General features: G+C 71.8%; 12 protein-coding genes. 4 read left to right on the forward strand and 8 right to left on the reverse strand.

The window, feature by feature from the left end; translation table 11 throughout:
* The first annotated feature begins 57 nt into the window (after positions 1 to 57).
* The 4 genes from HNQ70_RS01825 to HNQ70_RS01840 all read left to right on the forward strand — a co-directional run bounded on the left by HNQ70_RS01825 (position 58) and on the right by HNQ70_RS01840 (position 4222).
* On the forward strand, positions 58 to 1047 hold the full coding sequence (locus HNQ70_RS01825; RefSeq protein WP_183963694.1) for a Bug family tripartite tricarboxylate transporter substrate binding protein: 990 nt from the start codon (positions 58 to 60) through the stop codon (positions 1045 to 1047).
* Positions 1048 to 1155: 108 nt separating this feature from the next.
* A complete protein-coding gene (locus HNQ70_RS01830) occupies positions 1156 to 2145 on the forward strand; it encodes a Bug family tripartite tricarboxylate transporter substrate binding protein (protein ID WP_183963696.1) in 990 nt (329 codons plus the stop codon).
* Positions 2146 to 2291: 146 nt separating this feature from the next.
* Positions 2292 to 3074 carry an SDR family NAD(P)-dependent oxidoreductase gene (locus HNQ70_RS01835; protein ID WP_183963698.1) on the forward strand — a complete coding sequence of 261 codons (783 nt, stop codon included), beginning with the start codon at positions 2292 to 2294 and terminating at the stop codon, positions 3072 to 3074.
* Positions 3075 to 3238: 164 nt separating this feature from the next.
* Positions 3239 to 4222: a Bug family tripartite tricarboxylate transporter substrate binding protein gene (locus HNQ70_RS01840; protein WP_183963700.1), complete on the forward strand. Its 984-nt coding sequence runs from the start codon at positions 3239 to 3241 to the stop codon at positions 4220 to 4222.
* 57 nt (positions 4223 to 4279) lie between these two features.
* On the opposite strand, the gene HNQ70_RS01845 is transcribed toward HNQ70_RS01840, so the two are convergent.
* From HNQ70_RS01845 to HNQ70_RS01880, 8 genes are all read right to left on the reverse strand, one after another.
* On the reverse strand, positions 4280 to 5590 hold the full coding sequence (locus HNQ70_RS01845; protein WP_183963702.1) for a nucleoside recognition domain-containing protein: 1311 nt from the start codon (positions 5588 to 5590) through the stop codon (positions 4280 to 4282).
* Positions 5587 to 6537: a patatin-like phospholipase family protein gene (locus HNQ70_RS01850; protein ID WP_183963704.1), complete on the reverse strand. Its 951-nt coding sequence runs from the start codon at positions 6535 to 6537 to the stop codon at positions 5587 to 5589. The genes HNQ70_RS01845 and HNQ70_RS01850 overlap by 4 nt, the downstream gene beginning before the upstream one ends.
* Positions 6538 to 6539: 2 nt before the next feature.
* A complete protein-coding gene (locus HNQ70_RS01855) occupies positions 6540 to 9437 on the reverse strand; it encodes a cation-translocating P-type ATPase (protein WP_183963706.1) in 2898 nt (965 codons plus the stop codon).
* Positions 9434 to 12982 carry an ATP-binding protein gene (locus tag HNQ70_RS01860; RefSeq protein WP_183963708.1) on the reverse strand — a complete coding sequence of 1183 codons (3549 nt, stop codon included), beginning with the start codon at positions 12980 to 12982 and terminating at the stop codon, positions 9434 to 9436. The genes HNQ70_RS01855 and HNQ70_RS01860 overlap by 4 nt, the downstream gene beginning before the upstream one ends.
* The gene (locus HNQ70_RS01865; RefSeq protein ID WP_183963710.1) at positions 12979 to 14244 is read right to left on the reverse strand and encodes a metallophosphoesterase family protein; all 1266 of its coding nucleotides are present in this window, start codon (positions 14242 to 14244) and stop codon (positions 12979 to 12981) included. The genes HNQ70_RS01860 and HNQ70_RS01865 overlap by 4 nt, the downstream gene beginning before the upstream one ends.
* A 334-nt stretch (positions 14245 to 14578) precedes the next feature.
* Positions 14579 to 15328 (reverse strand): tyrosine-protein phosphatase, encoded by a 750-nt coding sequence (locus HNQ70_RS01870; protein WP_183963712.1) that lies wholly within the window; start codon positions 15326 to 15328, stop codon positions 14579 to 14581.
* Positions 15329 to 15511: 183 nt separating this feature from the next.
* Complete coding sequence (locus HNQ70_RS01875; RefSeq protein ID WP_183963714.1) at positions 15512 to 16741, reverse strand: acyl-CoA dehydrogenase family protein; 1230 nt, start codon at positions 16739 to 16741, stop codon at positions 15512 to 15514.
* Positions 16728 to 17990, reverse strand: coding sequence for an acyl-CoA dehydrogenase family protein (locus tag HNQ70_RS01880; RefSeq protein ID WP_183963716.1), 1263 nt, complete (start codon positions 17988 to 17990; stop codon positions 16728 to 16730). The genes HNQ70_RS01875 and HNQ70_RS01880 overlap by 14 nt, the downstream gene beginning before the upstream one ends.
* Positions 17991 to 18053: the final 63 nt, after the last annotated feature.

The following is an 18053-nucleotide window of genomic DNA, read 5'->3' on the forward strand; positions in this document are numbered from 1 at the left end:
TCTGGTGCACGGGTCGCGACGATCGAAACCAGGCAAGACAAACTGAGGAGATTCGGAATGCATTACTCGAGCAGCCGCCGCAAGGCACTGATGATGGCCGGTGGCGCCGCCGCCGCGGCGATGGTGGGCCGCCCCGCGTTCGCGCAATCCATTCCTAAAGGCACCATCCGGATCCTGGTCGGCTATCCGGCCGGCGGCGGCACCGACGTCATGGCGCGCCTGATGGCCGACCGGCTCAAGGATCGCCTCGGCGCCAACGTGATCGTCGAGAACAAGGCCGGCGCCAGCGGCACGCTCGCCGGCGCAGTGCTGCGCGACTCTCCGGCCGACGGCTCGGTGATCATGTACGCGCCCAGCGCAGCGACGGTCGCGCAGCGCGTCACCAAGAAGGAAATGGTCTTCGACCTGCTGAAGGACGTGCAGACCATCGGCCTGACCGGCACCGTGTCCACCGCCTACGTGGTGTCGCCGACCATCGGCGTCAACACCTTCGCCGAGTACGTGGCGTGGCTCAAGCAGAACCCGAAGAAGCACAGCTTCGGGTCCACCGCGATGGGCAGCTCCACCCACTTCTTCGGCGTCGAGATCGGCCAGGCCATCGGCATTCCGCTCGAGCCGGTCGCCTACAAGGGGGCCGGCCCGCTGATCGCCGATCTCTCCGCCGGCCATGCGCCTGCGGGCTGCGGCGGCCTGACCGACTTCCTCACCCATCACCGCGGCGGCAAGCTGAAGATCCTCGCGATCTCGGCGCCCAAGCGCGCGTCGTCCGCGCCGGACATCCCGACGATCACCGAGATCGGCTACCCGAAGCTCGCCAGCGAGGGCTTCTACGGCTTCTACGCCTCGGCCAAGATGAGCCCCGGACTGGTCGACGCCTGGAACAAGGAGCTCACCGCGCTGGTGCAGACGCCCGAGCTGAAGGAGCGACTGACGGGCCTGGGCCTGGAGGTGCAGACCTCCTCGCCGAAGGAGTTCGCCGAGCGCCAGCTGCGCGACATCGAATCCTTCACCAAGTCGATGAAGGCTGCCGGCTACACGCCGGAGTGATCCTGGCGGGCCGCAAGGCCCGCTTCCGATGCCGACACGCCGGTCGGCCCGTCCCCGGCGGGCCCTCCGGCGTTTCTCATTGGTCCGCCGGGGACAAGGAGGATCGCAATGGTGACCCCGTTCGAACGGCGTTCGGTGCTGCGGCTTGCGTGCGGCGCGGCCCTGGCGCCCCTGCTGGGCCCTGTCTGGGCCCAGTCGATTCCCCGCGGCGGTCCGATCCTCATCCTGGTCGGCTACCCGGCCGGCGGCGGCACCGACGTAATGGCACGGCTCATCGCCGACCGTCTGAAGGATCGACTTGGCACACAGGTGCTGGTGGAAAACAAGGCCGGTGCCGGGGGCGCGCTTGCCGGCGCGGCGCTGCGCGATGCGCCCGCCGACGGTTCGGTAATCATGTACGCGCCGAGCTCGGCCACCATCGCCCAGAAGGCGATGAAGAAGTCGATGCCCTTCGACCTCGACAAGGACCTGGCCACGATAGCGCTGGTGGGCACGGTCTGCTCCGTGTTCGCGGTATCGCCGACGCTCGGCGTGCGCAGCCTGCCCGAGTACGTGGAGTGGCTGCGGCGCAATCCCGCCAGGGCGAGCTTCGGCACCTCGGCGATTGGCAGCGCCAATCACTTCTTCGGCATGGAGCTGGGCCGGGCGATCGGCATCCCGCTCGAGCCGGTGGGCTACAAGGGCGCCGCGCCGCTGGTGGCAGACCTCTCGGCGGGGCACGCGCCGGCCGGCACCGGCGGGCTCACCGACTACCTGGCGCATCACCGCAACGACAAGCTGCGCATCATCGCGATCTCCGCACCGAAGCGGGCGGCCGCGGCGCCCGAGCTGCCGTCGATCGCGGAGCTCGGCCATCCGAATCTCGCGAAGGAGAGCTTCTACGGCTTCTACGCGTCGTCGCAGATGAGTCCGGCCCTTGTCGAAGCCTGGAACCGCGAGCTGCGCGCGGTGGTCGAAGAGCCCGACATGCGCCAGCGCCTGACCGGCCTCGGCCTCGAGGTGCAGACATCGACGCCGCAGGAGTTCGCCGAGCGACAGGCGCGCGACTATCTCGCTTTTGTCGCGTCAATGAAGGCTGCCGGAATCGAGCCGGAGTGAGCCCGCCGCAGCGATCGCTTGCCGGATTCCGGAACCGCGCGTGGGCAATCGCTGCCGCGGCGCTCTCGTGCGGCGACCCGGAGACGGATCGGCGGGTCGGCAAGCTGCGTATCATCGAGGTTTTGCCTGCCTAGAGGAACAATCGCATGAAACTGAATTCCGCCGTTTCCGCAGTGATCACCGGTGGCGCGTCGGGCCTGGGCCTGGCCACTGCGCAGCGCCTGGCCGCGCAGGGCGTGAAGGTCGCGATCTTCGACTTCAACGAGGAGGCCGGCGAGGCCGCCGCCAAGGAACTCGGCGGCGTGTTCTGCAAGGTCGACGTGACCAACGAAGCGCAGGTCGATGCCGGCTTCGCGAAGGCCCGCGCCGCCATCGGCCAGGAGCGCATCCTGGTGAACTGCGCCGGCACCGGCATCGCGATCAAGACCGCGAGCCGCGACAAGCAGACCGGCGAGATCAAGCCCTTCCCGACCGATGCCTTCGACCGCATCATTCAGATCAACCTGGTGGGCACCTTCCGCTGCATCGCCAAGTCGGCTGCCGGCATGATGACGCTCGAGAAGCTGGAAGACGGCGAGCGCGGCGCGATCGTCAACACCGCGTCGGTGGCGGCGCAGGACGGCCAGATCGGCCAGGCCGCCTACTCGGCCTCGAAGGCGGGCGTCGTCGGCATGACCCTGCCGATCGCGCGTGACCTGATGGGCGACGGCATCCGCTGCAACACCATCCTGCCGGGCATCTTCAACACGCCGCTGCTGGCGCGTGCTCCCGAGAACGTCAAGGCTGCGCTGGCCGCCTCGGTGCCGTTCCCGAAGCGCCTGGGCTACCCGGACGAGTTCGCCGCGCTGGCCGAGCTGATGATCACCACCGGCTATTTCAACGGCGAGAGCGTGCGTCTCGACGGCGGCATCCGGATGGCGCCGCGCTGACGCGCAGGGCCCTGGCGCGAGCCGGGGCGCGATGATCGCGGCCGCCGCGCGTATGCGCCGGGCTGCGGTCGCCACGAAGGCCGGCAGCCCCGCGCTGCGCGGCCTTTTGTTCGGCTGACGATTGGCTGACGTTTGGCTGAGCACGAAGGACAGGAGACAGGAACATGAACCGAAGGAAGACTCTGGTCATTGCCGCCGCGCTGCTGGCGGCCTCGATCGCACCGCAGGGCGCCGCGGCCCAGACGGCCGACGCCTGGCCGTCGCGACCCATCTCGCTGGTGGTTCCGTATCCGCCGGGCGGCACCAGCGACGTCATCGGCCGCTATCTGGGCGAGCGGCTGCGCGAGGATCTTGGCGCCACCGTGGTGGTGGAGAACAAGGCCGGCGCGGCAACCGCGATCGGCGCGGCCCACGTCGCGCGCGCGGCCAAGGACGGCTACACGCTGCTGCTGTCGGCGGGGACGACGTTCACGACCAATCCGCACATGAACGAGAAGCTGGCCTACCGGCTCGAGGATTTCGAGCCGGTGGCGCTGGTCGGCACGGTGCCCTTCGCCTTCGTGGTGAAGAAGGACCTGCCAGTGCGGGACGTGCGCGAGTTCGCAGCCTACGCGAAGTCGAACCCCGGGAAGGTGAACAACGCGACCAACGGACAGGGCAGCATGGTGCACCTGCTGGGCGAGCTGGTGGCGCAGGGACTGGGCGTGCAGCTGAACCAGGTGCACTACAAGGGCGCCGCGCCGGCCACCGCGGACATGATCGGCGGTTTCGTGGACTCCAACGTCGAGGCGCTCACCAGCGCCGTGCCCAACCTCGCCACGGGCCGTTATCGCGCGCTGGCCGTGCTCAGCGCAGAGCGGCTGCCGCTGCTGCCCGACGTGCCGACCTTCCGCGAGCTCGGTTACCCGTCGATCGTCGGCGAGACCTGGTACGCGGTGTTCGCGCCGGCAGGCACGCCGGCGCCGGTGGTCGAGCGGCTCAACGCCTCACTGCGCAAGATCGTCGCTTCGCAGGGCTACGTCGAGTTCATGCGCAAGCACGGCAACGAGGCGCGCAGCAGCACGCCGGCCGAGCTGCTCGAGCTCAGCCGCCAGCAGCATCGCAGCTGGGGCGAGCTGATCTCGAAGCTGAAGCTCAAGCCGCAGTGAGGCCGGGGCGGCGCGCGCCCCGCTCAGGCTCCCGCCCCGCTCAGGCTCCCGCCCCGCTCAGCTCCCCGCGAACAGGTAACTGCAGATCGCGACCGAGGCGATCACCGCGACTGCGTCGGCGAGCAGCGCGGCGGCCAGCGTGTGGCGCATGCGCCGCACCTGCACCGCGCCGAAGTAGACGGCCAGCACGTAGAAGGTGGTCTCGCTCGAGCCCTGCAGCGTGGTCACCAGGTAGCCGACGTAGGTGTCGGGACCGGTGGCGGGGTTCTCGATGATCGAGACCATCACCGCGTAGGCGCCCGAGCCCGAGAGCGGGCGCAGCAGGGCCATCGGCAGCGCCTCGGCGGGCAGCCCGAAACGCCCGGTGAAGCCTCCGACGGCGCCGACCATCGCGTCCAGCGCGCCGCTGGCCCTGAGCATTCCCACCGCGACCAGGATGGCCACCAGGTAGGGAATGATGCGCAGCGCGACCTGGAAGCCCTCGCGGGCGCCGTCGACGAAGACCTCGTAGACCCGGACCCCGCGCAGCGCGCCGAACAGCAGGAAGCCCAGCATCAGCAGGGGCATGATCCAGGGCGAGATCGTCCGTCCCCAGACGATGCTGGCCGGGATCGCCGCGGCGATCGCGCCGAGCGCCAGCAGCGAGACCCATAGCGGGTAGGCGGTGCCGGAGTCCGGCAGGGGATCCGCGTCCGGACTGCCGGGATTGGCGCGCAGGGGCGTGGCCTTGCGCGGCGGTTCGGCGTCGGACAGCGGCTCGGCGGGAAAGAAGCGCCTCAGCGCAAAAGCGAAGGCGATCGCCGCGATGGTCGCGCAGACCGTGGCGAACAGGGTCGTGGGCAGGATGGCCGCGGGATCGGCGGAGCCCGCGGCAGCGCGGATCGCGATCACTCCGGTGGGCAGCAGCGTCACGCCGGAGGTGTTGATCGCGAGGAACAGTGCCATCGAGTCGGTGGCCGTGCCCGGCCGCGGGTTCAGCCGCTCGAGTTCCTGCATCGCCCGCACGCCGAAGGGCGTGGCTGCATTGCCCAGGCCCAGCGCGTTGGCCGACAGGTTGAGGATCATCGCGCCCATTGCCGGGTGGTCCGCCGGCACCTCGGGGAACATGCGCGTCATCAGCGGCCGGATCAGCCGCGCGATGATGACCAGCAGCCCGCCGGCCTCGGCCACCTTCATCAATCCGAGGAACAGCGTCATCACGCCGACCAGGCCCAGCGCGAGCTCGACCGCGCCGCCTGCCGAGGCCATCATGGCCGAGGAGAGCGCCTGCATCGGTGCTTCGACGCCTGCGGCCGGGACGTGACGTGCCTGGCGCCAGGCGGCCGTGCCGAAGGCAGCCAGCACGATCGCGAGGAAGATCAGGTTCATTCGATGTCTGCCGCTCCGTCTGCCTGCGGCGCGTTCGGAAGCCCGAGCAGCTCGCGGAGCGCGGGCAGCGCGAAGCGGACCGCGCGCTCGCCCTCTGCGATCGCCAGCGCCCCCCTGTGGTAGTCCATCGCGGCGATGTTGGACAGGCGGGGGCGGATCATCGCGTCCGCGGGCTCGCCGGCCAGGCGGCTCTGGGTGATCCGCACCTGCATGATGTTCAGGCTGGTGGAGAGGACGTCGAGCAGCGAGGGCATGTCGTTGCCGTCGTTGGCGATCCCGGCGCGCGGCGACGGCCGGAACTTCGCGAGGATGGATTCGATCACGCCGCCGGGCGCAGGAGGGGCGGCGTGCGCGCCGTCGGCGGCAGTGCGGCTGCGCCGCCCGACCAGGTCCCAGTTCAGGTCCACCGCGATGACGAGGTCCGCGCCCATCGCGCGGCACAGCGATACCGGCACCGGGTTGACCAGTCCGCCGTCGACCAGCAGGCGTCCGTCCAGCTGGGCTGGGGTGAACAGGCCGGGCATCGCGATCGATGCGCGCACCGCGTCGATCACCGGACCTTCGCGCAGCCAGACCTCGCGCCCGGTGGCCAGTTCGGTCGCCACGCAGCCGAAGGCCCGCGGCAGCTGTTCGATGCCGCGGTCCTGGAAATGGGTGCGGAAGAAGCCGGTCAGTTTGCCGCCCTCGATCAGTCCGCCGCCCATCCTGAGGTCGAGCATTCCCACCACTCCCTGCCAGGTGAGCGAGGTGACCCAGTCGTGCAGCCAGTCGAGCTTGCCCGCGGCGTGAACGGCGCCAACCAGCGCGCCGATCGAGGTGCCGCAGACGATGTCCGGTTCGATCCCGGCGCGCCCGAGTGCGCGCAGCACGCCGATGTGCGACCAGCCGCGCGCCGAGCCGCTGCCCAGGGCCAGGCCGATGCGTGGGCGGGAGGCGTTCGAGCGCATGTTCAGCCCCCGGCGCCGGGCGCCGCTGCGGGGCCCGCGCGCGCGCCCCTCCGGTCGAGCGCGCGGGCGATCAGCTTGCGCAGCTCGGTCGCCCACAGCACCACGCTCGCCATTGCGACGCAGACGCCCCACTGCTCGAGGCTGAGCGGAACCGTGCCGAAGGCGGCGTTCAGAAAGCCGAGGTTCACCACCGCAACCTGCAGCACGGCCGAGAGGGCGATGGCGGCCCACAGCCAGCCGTTCGCGAACGGATCCCGGAAGCCGCTGGCGTTCTCCGAGCGGGCGTTCAGGCAGTTGAAGAGCTGTGCGAGCACCAGCACAGTGAAGCCGGCGGTGCGCGCGTTGTCCAGGCTTTCGGTGCCCTCGAGCAGTCCGCCCGGCAGGTACAGGTCGATCGTCAGCAGCGTGACCACCGCCATCACCGCGCCGACCTCCAGCACGCCGAACCACATCCGGGCGTCGATCACCCGTTCGTCGATTCGGCGGGGCTTGCGCGCCATCACGTCGTCCACCGCCGGATCGACGCCCATCGCAAGCGCGGGGCCGGAGTCGGTGATCAGGTTGACCCACAGGATCTGCGTCGCGAGCAGCGGCGCGGCGATCGCGCCGCCGGGGCCGGCCAGGCCGATCACGCCGGCCAGCACCACACCCAGGAACACGGTGAGCACCTCGCCCATGTTCGACGACAGCAGGTAGCGCAGGAACTTCCGGATGTTGTCGAGGATGCTGCGGCCTTCGCGGACCGCGTGGACGATGGTGGCGAAGTTGTCGTCGGCCAGGATCATCCGGGCCGCCTCCTTGCTGACCTCGGTGCCGGTGATGCCCATCGCCACGCCGATGTCGGCAGCCTTGAGCGCCGGGGCGTCGTTGACGCCGTCGCCGGTCATCGCGACCACGTTGCCGTCAGCCTGCAGCGCGCCGACGATGCGCAGCTTGTGCTCGGGCGCCACGCGCGCATACACGGAAGTGCGGCGCACCGCCTCGGCGAAGGCCGCATCGTCGAGCGCGGCGATCTGGCTGCCGGTGAGCACCGCGGCGCCGGCCTCGACGATGCCGAGGTCGGTGGCGATGCGCACCGCGGTGCCCGGATGATCGCCGGTGATCATGATTACGCGGATGCCGGCCTTGTGCGCCTCGGCGATCGCCGGTGCGGCCTCGGTGCGGGGCGGGTCGATCATCCCGACGGTGCCGACGAACACGAGATCCTGCTCGAGGTCGGCCTGGCCATCGATTTCCTCGCCGGGTTCGAGGGGCCGGTAGGCCACCGACAGCGTGCGCAGCGCGTCGTCGGTCATTCGCTCGACATCCGCAAGGATGCGCGCGCGCATCGGCGCATCGAGCGCGAGGATCTCGTCGCCGACCCGGGCCCGTGTGCAGCGACCGAGCAGCACGTCCGGGGCGCCCTTGGCGATAAGTACCGGCGCGCCGCCATGCTCGCGGTCGAGCGCGATCGCCGACATCATCTTGCGCTCGGACGAAAAGGGAATTTCGCGGATGCGTTCGAAGCGCGCCTGGCGGTGCTCCTCGACGCCGAGCTTGCGCTCGGCAACGAGGAAGGCCGCCTCGGTCGGGTCGCCCTGGATCTCCCAGCGGCCGTCGGCCTCCTGGCGCAGCTGGGCATTGCCCGCAACACAGCCGCCGCTGAGCACCGCGACCTGCTCGGCGCGCAGCGGGCCGCGCAGTTCCTCGCCCTTGTGCTCCACGCTGCCGAGCGGCGCGTAGCCGATGCCGTTCACGTGACTCTCGCCGGATGCGGTGGCGATCCGCTCGATCGTCATCTCGGAGCGGGTCAGCGTGCCGGTCTTGTCGGAGGCGATCACCGAGGCCGAGCCCAGGGTCTCGACCGAGGAGAGCTTCTTGACGATCGCCTTGCGGGCTGCCATGCGCTGCACGCCGATCGCGAGAACGACTGAAAGGATGGCGGGCAGGCCCTCCGGCACCGCGGCGACCGCCAGCGAGACCCCGAGCAGCAGCACCTGGACCCACTCGGCGGGGGTCCGCAATTCGGTCATCAGGACGATGCTGCCGACGACCACCGCCGCGATCGCGATCACCGCGATGCCCAGCATCCTGCCGATCCGCTGGACCTCCTTCTGCAGGGGCGTGCGCTCCTCGACCGTGGCCTCCAGCATGCCGGCGATTGCGCCCATCTCGCTGTCCATGCCGGTGGCGGTGACCAGCGCGCGCCCGCTGCCCTGGGCGATCGCAGTGCCTTTGAACACCATGTCGAGGCGGTCGCCGATCGAGGCGGGCGCGGGCAGGGTCTCGATGGACTTCAGCACCGCTTCGCTCTCGCCGGTCAGCGAGGCTTCGTTGACGCGCAGCGCTGCCGCGTCGAACAGGCGGGCATCGGCGCCGACGGCGTCGCCCTCGGCGAGCACCAGCAGGTCGCCGCGGACCAGTTCCTCGCTCGGCACGCGCAGCAGCTGGCCGTCCCGGACCACCGACGAGGTCACCGCGGTCATCCGCGCCAGCGCGGCCACCGCGTCCTGCGCGCGGGCTTCCTGCAGGTAGCCGAGCAGGCCGTTGGCGAGCAGGATCGCGCCGATCACGACCGCGTCCAGCGGCCAGCCGTCCATGCCCTCGAGCCACCAGGCGCCGAGCGAGATCAGCACGGCGACCAGCAGCAGGTAGACCAGAGGGTCCTGGAACTGCGCGAGCAGGCGGCGCCAGGCCGGGACGGGCGGCGCGCGTCGGAGCGCATTGGGCCCGTCGACCGACAGGCGCTGGGCGGCCTGCGCCGCGCTCAGTCCGCGCTTCGGGTCCGCGCCGAGCGCCGAAGCCACCGCCTCGACGTCGAGGATGGAGGGGTCGGCAATCCGCGCGCTGACGGCTGGCGTGGCGGGAGGCGGCGAGGTGGGCGCGAGCGCGTGGGCGGGTGCGCGGACGGGCGGAGTCATTGCGTCACCGGGGTGGAGGCTGCGGGCACCTCGAGGACCGCGAGCCGATCTTCGGGCAGGGCCGAGCGGGCGAGCTCGACCAGATGGCGATGATGGGTGAAGACGATGACCTGTCCCTCCCGCGCGAAGTCCGCAAGCGCCTGCAGGATCAGCGTTGCGCGCCGGTCGTCCGAGGTCATCAGCACGTCGTCGAGCAGCAGCGGCAGATCCACCTGCGCGGCGCGGCGCAGCTCGAGCGCCGCCAGCCGCAACGCAAGGTAGAGCTGGTCGCGCGTGCCCTCGCTCATGCCCTCGACGGGCAGCCTGCGGCCGTCGCGCCGCTCGGCCAGCAGCACCGGCGGTTCGGTGCTGTCGTCGCCGACCAGACGGGTGAACTCGCCGCCGGTCATGCGCGCGAAGTAGCCGGAGGCCGCCGCGAGCATCGGTCCCTGCGCGCGGTCGCGGAAGCGGCCGAGCGCCTCGGCAAGCAGCGCATGGGCGAGCCGCGACCGGACCCAGGCGGGTATCGAGGCGCGCACCCGCGCCTCGGCGCGCGCCATCGCCTCGCGCTCCGCCGCCGCGGTGTCGGCGCCGTCGATCGCCTGCAGCGCAAGCCGCGCGGCTTCCTCGGCGCGGCGCGCTTCGCGCAGCGATTCCTCGAGCTGGTGCTGGCGTTGCCCGCACGCTGCCTCTTCAGCGTCGATGGCCGCGCTGTCGAGGTCGGCGAGCAGCGCACGCAACTGCTCGGGTGCACGCCGGGAGGCCTGCGCCAACTGGACCGAGGCGGAGTCCAGCCGCACCTGCGCCTCGCGACGGCGGCGCGAACGCTCCTCGGCCTCGGGCAGCTCGGCGGGCGACTGCACGCTGGCAGCGCCGCACAGCGCGGCCAGCCGGTCACGCTGCGCCTCGGCCGCGCGCTCGTGCCGGGCCTGCGATTCCAGCGCCTTCTCCAGCGACTGTCGGGCCAGTGCGAGCGCAGCGGCTGTCGATTCCGCGCCGGACAGGCGCGCCGTAAGTCGCTCGGCGTAGATCCTCAGGTCCGCGGGCGCAGCGTCGCCGAGCTCCGCGGCGATCGCCGCCGCTGCCGCATCGAGCACGGCGAGCGCGTCGCTTGCGTGCTGCAGCCGCGCCTCGGCGGCGCGCATGCGCTGCTGGGCACGGGCCAGTTCGTCGAGTTCGTCGAGCCGCGCCCGTGCGACTTGGGTTCCGGCCTCGGGAGCCAGCCCCAGCGTTGCCAGCCCGGGCCGCAGACTCCGCTCCGCGGCCTCCAGCGCCTCGCCGAGCGCGGCCTCCTGGAGGGCCATCCGCTGCCGCTCGCGTTCGCGCTGGACGCGCGCGCCGGCTTCGGTGTCGAGCTGCTTCTCGCGGCGGCGGATTTCCTCGTCGGCCTGCGCGGCGATCGCCGCAAGGGTGCCGAGCTGGGTGTCCGCGGCCGGCGCAGCGAGCCCGGTGGCGATGATTGCGCCGTGCAGCGTGGCAGCCAGACGTCGCTCGAGCGCCAGCGCGTGCTCCAGCTCGTCGCGCAGCGCATTCCACTCCTCCGCGGCGGCGCGTGCCGCGGCCAGGCGCAGCTGCCATTCGCGCAGCTCGGCCGGGGGCATCGACGGCAGGCGCGCGGCCTCGAGCTCGGCCCGCCAGGCGGCATCGCGGGCGGCGTCCGCGGCTGCGATGTCGCTCAACTCGGCAAGCAGCGTGTCGCGGTCCACCTGCAGGGACGCGATCGTCCTCAGCGCGGACTGCAGACGGCCGGCGCGCTCATGGTCGGCTGCGAGGGCGTCGGCGACGCGATCCGCCTCGGCGACCGCGCGTTCGTAGGCTTGCGGCAGCGAGGGCGAGGATACCTGCGCGGATGCGGATGCGGATGCGGCCACCGGCCGGGAATCGGCGCGGTCGATGTAGGCGGCGCGCACCTCCAGCCAGCTGGCGTCGCGCGCAGTGCGCGCCCGGCCCAGGTCGTCGAGGGTTGGCACCGCGCCCTGGTCGAGCAGCCGGTCGCGGTTGCCCGCTTCGTCCAGCAGCGCGGCTTCGATTCGTTCGATGCGCTGGCGCCGCTCCTCGCTGCGGGTGGCGTCGCGGCGCTGGCCGGCGAGCGCGGCGTCGATCCTCGCATCGAGCAGCGGGGTTGCGCGCAGCATCGCCGTCTCGTCGGCCAGGCCCGCGTCCTCGAGACAGGTCCGCAGCCTGCGCTCGGCGGCGCGCAGGCGCGGCGGCAGCTCGGCGAGTCGGCGCATCGCCGCGTCGTTGCGCGCGAGCTCGGCCTGGGCCGCGCGCAGCCCGGCGCAGGCCTGCTGCGCGGGCAGGGGAGGGGCGGCAGCCTCGGCGGTCTCGCTGGCGCGGCTTCGCACGGCCTCGCGATGCCGCTCGAAGGCCTGGCGTGCGAGCTCGGTCTCGCGCAGGTCCGCCTCGAGGGCGGCCCGCTGCGTCGGCGCCGGAACGCGGCCCAGCACGTCGGCGGGCGCGGCCTGGGGATCGATCCGAGTCGAAAGCGCCGAGACCAGCAGGCGTTCCTGCGCACACTGCGCGGCGGCCTCGGCCAGCTCCGCGCGGTGGCGGTCGGCTGCCTCGGAAGCGGCGACCAGGCGCTTGACCGCCCCGGCAACCGCGAGGATGGCGGCGTCCGGGACGATCGCCTCGATCCGCTGGCGCAGGCGCTGCGCTTCGGCGGCCTCGGCGGCCGCGCCCTCGCGGGCGGCGAGCAGCCCGGCTTCGGCAGCGGCGCGGCGCTCCGGCGCCTCCGGGTCGAGGAGGTGCGCCTCGCGCAGCTCCTCCAGCGCGCGCGCTGCCTGGTCTGCCCCCTGCAGCAGCGGGGACACCGCGCGCAGCTCGCCCAGCAGAAGCAGGCGCGCATGCAGCGCGTCGCGCTGCCGCTCGAGTTCGGCGAGGGCCGCGGCCGCCTCCTGGTGGCCGCGGAACAGCTCGGCCCAGCGGGCCGGCCGCAACAGCGCGCCCCGGAAGGCGGTCTGGTGCTCATCGAAGGCCTTCAGCGCCACGTTGATGCGACCGCTGCTGCCCCTCGCTCCAGGCATGAAGAAGGCCCGCGCGGAATCGTCCAGGCGCTTGAGCAGCTGCGGGATGCTGCGCACGCCAGCGCTGGCCTCGAACAGCGCCGCGCCGATCTCGCCCTCGCCGCGCAGCAGCGCGTCGCCGCCCTGGCGCAGGCGCTGGTGGTCCAGCGCGAAACTGCGGTCATGCTCGTCGCGGCCGAGGCCGCAGGAGAGCAGCGCCTGCAGCTCCGGGGGGGCGGGATCTCCGGCGGGTTCCGCGCGTGCGAAGTCGGCCAGCAGCAGGGTGGCGTTGCGGCCCTTGCGCCGCAGCAGCGAATGGCGGCGACCCTCCCGGTCCTCGAACTCGCCGCCGAGCAGCATCTGCGGATGCGGATGGACGAAGTTGTCCCGGCTCTGCTGCGGAATTCCGAAGCGCAGGTCCGACATTGCGCGCAGCGCCGAGGACTTGCCTGCCTCGTTCGGGCCATGTACCAGCACGAGGCGCTGGGCGGCCGCGCCGAAATCGAGCACCTGCCCGGTGAAGGGGCTGAAGGCCAGCAGGTGCAGGCGCAGCAGCCTCATGCGCCGCCCCCGGGCTGGGTGTCCGACAGGCGGGCCAGCACGGTGGCCTCGGCATCAGCGAGCAGGGCGCGGATCGCCGCCGCGTCGAGCTGGGCAGGGTCCGCGCCGGCCATTGCGCCGGGCAGCGTGCCGAGCTCCGACAATCTTGCGCGGAACCAGGCGGCCAGCTGCGCCTCGTCGCTGGCGAGCGCGTCGACCAGCCGAACGACCTCGCCGACCGCGTCCGTGCGCGCCGCGACGGCCGCGCGATCCATCGGCGACCTGAGGTCCAGTCGCACTTCCTCGATCCAGACTTCGGCGTCGTCCAGGTCCAGCGCCGCGGCCTGGATGGCAGCGGCCAGCGTGCCTGGCTGGCCGGCCTCGATGCGGTGCAGCGGCGACTCGCCATGCAGCAGCACCCGCAGCGCATGCAGGCGGTCGCGGGTGCCCTCGGCAAGCGCCGCGGCCTGCGTCCTGAAGCAGCGCGCCAGCGCGTCCAGACCGTCGAGCGCGCTGGCGTCGAGGTGCAGCTGATGCCAACGCACGACGTCCAGCGCAAGGAATTCGGCCGAGACCAGCGTGGCGCCCTCGACCGTGACCAGCTCGCAGCCCTTGGGCCCGGTCTCGCGGGCATGGCGTCCCTGCAGGTTGCCGGGAAAGACGATGCGCGGCGCCGACTCCTGCACCACTTCACGCGCATGCACGTGGCCCAGCGCGAAGTAGTCGTAGCCCTTGTCGGCCAGCGCGTCGACCGAGGTCGGCGCGTAGGGGTCGTGGCCCTCGCGTCCGGTCAGGCTGGTGTGCAGCAGGCCGATGTTGAAGCGCCCCGGTACCGGCGCCGGGTAGGAGGGCACCAGGTCCTCCGGAACCGCCCGGTTCGGAAAGCTGCGACCGTGGATCGCGACCCCCAGCTCCGGCAGGTCCACCGTCTCGCTGCGCGAGGAGCTGAATTCGTGGACGCCGTCGATCGGCGGCAGCTGGCGGGTGATCTGGCTGGCGGCGTCGTGGTTGCCCTTGACGACGAAGACCCGGGTTCCCGCGCGGGTGAGCCGCAGCATCTGCTCGCGGAAGAAGAGACCGGTGCGGAAGTCGACCCAATTGCCGTCGTAGACGTCGCCGGCCAGAAGGACCAGGTCGACCGTGCGCTCGAGCGCCAGGTCCACCAGGGCCACCAGGGCCTGGCGCGTGGCGCCGCGCAGTCGTTCGACCGGCGCGCCCTCGTAGCCATCGAGCCCCTGGAGCGGGCTGTCGATGTGCAGGTCGGCGGCGTGGATGAATCGCAATGGGGAAAGCTCCGGGGGGCGGCGCTTGCGCCGGACATCTCGAAGATACCGCGCTGCGGCGTACGGGACCCGGAAGATACCGCGCGCATGTGCCCAAGCGCCTCCCGCACGGGGCGGTTTTCCACGCGACCGGTGGGCAAGCCTGTGGAAAACCCCGGGGGAGGAGGGCGCAAGCCGCGCCGGTGCTGGCTTTGCGGACCGTGTTCAGTAATCGCGCAGGCGCGCGCATTCCGGCCTGTGTCCGGCGGCGCAGCGACGGAGTCGCCGGCAGCTGCCGGGGAGCTGCCGGGGAACCGGCCAGAAGCGGGCCGGAAGCCGGCCCGGCGGCTGCGGCTCAGCCGGGCGCGTCGTCCAGGTAGAGCGCGGCGAGGCGCTCGCGCTCCCGCCTGCCCACGCCGATCTCCTCGAGGTAACGGTCGACGCTGCCATGCCGAAGCTCCACCTCCTGCAGCGCGGCCTCCAGGAATTCCTCCTGGACACGCCAGAGCACGTCGAGCACCTCCTGGGGCGTGTCGGTCTGCGGCGCGTGGGTGCGGCGGTAGAGCTCGTTGGTGAGCAGGTAGTCGTGCATCACCACATCGCGGGGCACGTCGAGGGACTCCAGGATCAGCGCGGCCGCAAAGCCGGTGCGGTCCTTGCCGGCGGTGCAGTGGAAGACCAGCGGCGCGTCCTCCTCGAGCAGGTGCGCGAACAGCTCGGCGAAGCGTGGGGTGTTGTCGAGCACGAAGGCGCGATAGGTGTGCTGCATCAGCCCGACCGCGTCGCGGGCGGTCAGGGTGTGCCCGGCCTGCAGCATGGCGTTGATGTTCTGCACCACGGTCGGCTCGATCGGCAGCGAGTGGCGGGCGACGCCGGGCATTGCGTAGGCGGTGGCCTGGCTTTCCTGGATGCCGCGGAAATCGAGCGCCCGCGACAGCCCGATCGACGCGAGCACCGCCTGGTCGTCGGGGGTGAGACCGGCCAGGTGGTCGGAGCGGAACAGGCGGCGCCAACGCAGCCGGCGGCCCTGCTGGTTGGCATAGCCGCCCAGGTCGCGGAAGTTGCTTGCGCCTGAGAGGTTCAGGGATCTGGAGGGGGTCTGCATCTGGGATTCACCGCTGGAGTGGGTCGGGGTGCCCGGGGGAGGGCATTCCCGGACTGTACGGCCTGCATGTTGCAGGCGCTCGTACCTGTCCTCCAGATCGGGGCTCGGCCTTCCAAAATCAAGCCGCGGGACGGTCCGCCGGGTGCCGGCGCCGAAGTATGCCTTCGGGCCGGCTCTGGCCGCTCAGCCGGACGGAATGCGGTTGAAGGGCACGTCCTTGTCTACGCGGACGTCGCCCGGCAGCCCCAGCACCCGCTCGGCGATGATGTTGCGCAGGATCTCGTCGGTGCCGCCGGCGATGCGCCGGCCGGGCGCGTAGAGCATCGCCTCCTGGAACCAGGCGTCCATCGGCGCCAGCTCATGGTCCGTCACGGCGCCGGACAGGCCCAGCAGGTCGATGCCGAAGGAGGCGATGTCCTGCAGCTTGCTGGCGCCGACCAGCTTGCCGATGGTCGCCTCGGGCCCGGGCGCCTTGCCGCGCGACAGCGCGGTCATCGTCCGGAAGCGCGTGTACTTCAGTCCCTGGGTCTGCACCAGCCAGTCGGCGAGCTTCTCGCGCACCGCGGCGCTGCGGATCGCGGGCTCGCCGTCGATCTCGAGCTGGCTGGCCATCAGGAACAGATCCTCGCTGTCGGGGCCGAGCACCTCGCTGGTGGCCAGCCGCTCGTTCTGCAGCGTGGTCATGGCCACCTTCCATCCGCCGTTGATTTCGCCCAGGCGCTGCGCATCGGGGATGCGCACGTCCTTGAAGAAGACCTCGTTGAAATCCGAAGCGCCGCCAATCTGCCGGATGCGGCGCAGTTCGATGCCGGGGCTGCGCATGTCGACGAAGAAGAAGGTGAGCCCCGCGTGCTTGGGCGCGGACGGGTCGGTGCGGGTGACCAGCAGCCCGTAGTCGGAGAAGTGCGCGCGCGAGGTCCAGACCTTCTGGCCGTTGACGATCCAGTCGTCGCCGTCGCGTTCCGCCCGGGTCCGCAGCGCGGCCAGGTCGGAGCCCGCGGCGGGCTCGGAGAAGAGTTGGCACCAGATTTCCTCGCCGCGCATGCCGGGGCGCAGATGGCGGTCCAGCAGCGCCTGGCTGGCGTAGGCGATCAGCGTGGGCAGGTAGATGTCGACGCTGCGCTCGCAGAAGCCGCGCGGCACGTCGAACTGCGCCTCCTCCTGGTGGTAGATCACCTGCTGGATCTGGCTGCCGCCGCGTCCGCCGTACTTCGGGTCCCAGGTGATGCCGACGAAGCCCGCTTCGGCCTTCTTCGCCTGCCAGGCCTTGGCGGCGGCCAGCACCTCGGCGCCGTCGAGCTGATGCGGACGCTGCGAGAACTCGCCCGGGGGCCGGCGCTTCGCGTTGGCTTCGAGGAAGGCGCGCACCTCGGCGCGGAAGGCTGCTTCCTGAGGGGTGTCACTGAAGTCCATGGCGCTGGCTCCGGTCGGTGTCGGCAGGCCGGCGGGCGCCGGGGATTTCGAGAGTCGGCTGCGCGTCGTCGAGCGCGCAGGCGCAGGGCTGCGCCTCGGCGGCGGCAGCGGCGTCGGACAGCGGGCGGGCAGGGCGCGGCGCGATCCTTGCCTCGAAGTCGCGCACCAGTCGCTCCTTCCAGTAAGCGGGACTGCCCAGCGCCGCGGACAGCACCTTGGCGCGCCGCAGGTACAGGTGGCAGTCCATCTCCCAGGTGAAGCCCATTCCGCCGTGCACCTGGATGCTCTCCTTGGAGGCGAGATTGAAGGCCTGCGTGGCGGCGAGCCGGGCCGCGGCGGCCGCCGCGGTGAGCTCCGGCGCGTCGGTCTCCAGCGCCCAGGCGCCGTAGTAGGCGTTCGAGCGCGCAAGCTCGATCGCCACGAACACGTCGGCCAGCTTGTGCTTGATCGCCTGGAAGGAGCCGATCGGCCTGCCGAAGGCCAGCCGCTCCTTGGCATACGCGGTGGCGGCGTCCAGGCAGGCGGCCGCGCCGCCGATCTGCTCGAAGGCGGTGAGCACCGCTGCGCGGTCCAGCAGGCGCTCCACCTCGGTCCAGTCGAGCACCCGGTCGCCCAGCCGCTCGGCCCGGGCGCAGTCGAAGTCGATCCGCACCTGCGGGCGCGACGGGTCCAGCGTCTGCAGGGGCGTGCGGCGCACACCGTCCGCGCCGAGCTCCACCCGGACCAGGGCGAAGCCGCCGTCGGGTTCGCGCACCGCGATCACTGCGAAGTCGGCGGCTGCGCCGTCGGCCACCGGCCACTTGACGCCGTGCAGGCGGCCGTTTTCGAGCCGCATCTCGATGCCCGCGGCGCGCGGGTTGCCGGGGCCTTCCGCAAGCGCAAAGCTGCCGATCGCGTCGCCGCGTGCGATCGCCGGCAGCCATGCCTGCTGCTGCGCGGGGCTGCCGAAGCGCAGGATCGCCTCGGTGGCGAGGAAGATCGAAGAGCCGAAGGGCAGGGGGGCGTTGGCGCGGCCCAGCTCCTCGGCCAGCACGCACAGCGCCTCGTGGCCGAGGCCGATGCCGCCCAGCTCCTCGGGGATGGAGCAGCCCAGCCAGCCGAGTCCGGCCACTTCGCTCCAGAGCGCCCGGTCGGTGGGGCGGTCGTCCTCGAACACCGCGCGCATCACCGCAGGGGAGCAGCGCTCGTTGAGGAACCGCCGGGCCTGTTCGCGCAGCAGGTTCAGGTCTTCGGAGAAATCGAAGTTCATGTCGTCGGCCGGTTGTCCAATGCACCGACCGTACGGCACGCATGTGTGCGCCGGCATTGAGTT

The sequence above is a fragment of the Quisquiliibacterium transsilvanicum genome (genome assembly GCF_014202215.1).
In the GTDB taxonomy this organism is placed as follows: domain Bacteria; phylum Pseudomonadota; class Gammaproteobacteria; order Burkholderiales; family Burkholderiaceae_E; genus Quisquiliibacterium; species Quisquiliibacterium transsilvanicum.